At 36.7% G+C, this 570-nt stretch carries 1 pseudogene; it reads right to left on the minus strand.

The window, feature by feature from the left end:
• Positions 1-570, minus strand: a pseudogene (locus BABA_RS02500) (class 1b ribonucleoside-diphosphate reductase subunit alpha); the annotation flags it as partial.

The raw sequence follows: 570 nt of genomic DNA on the forward strand, positions 1-570 counted from the left end.
AATTCAACGGCTTCTTTACTATCATAATGAATTTGATTTTGAGCTAAGAAAGAATGCAAGCCCATTGCTCCAAGCCCAATGGCATGCATTTCATCGTTTCCTTTACGAACAGTTGGAACAGTATCCAAGTTTGAAGTTTCAAAAATGAAAGTTAAAGCACGAACCATTGATTCAACAGAAGTTCCAAATTCATCACTAGAAGTCATCATATTTAAGACATTAGTTGAACCTAAGTTACAAGCAACGTCAGTTCCAACGACTTTATAAGTTTGGTCATCATTCAAAACAGAAGGTGTTTGAACTTGAAGGATTTCAGAACAAAGGTTTGACATTGAAATCACCCCATCAACAGGATTAGCTTGATTGACCGTATCGACATTCACGATATAAGGATAACCAGATTCTTGTTGAAGTTTTGAAAGTTCTTGTTCAAGCTCACGGGCATTAATTGGTGTTTTACGAATTTCTGGGTTAGCCACCATCTTGTCGTATTCAGCTGTAATATCGACTTCGGCAAAAGGTTTACCATAATATGTTTCAACGAAGTAAGGTCCAAAAACCACATGAATG

Origin of the sequence: Neobacillus bataviensis LMG 21833, assembly GCF_000307875.1 — a bacterium.
Lineage (GTDB): Bacteria > Bacillota > Bacilli > Bacillales > Cytobacillaceae > Neobacillus > Neobacillus bataviensis.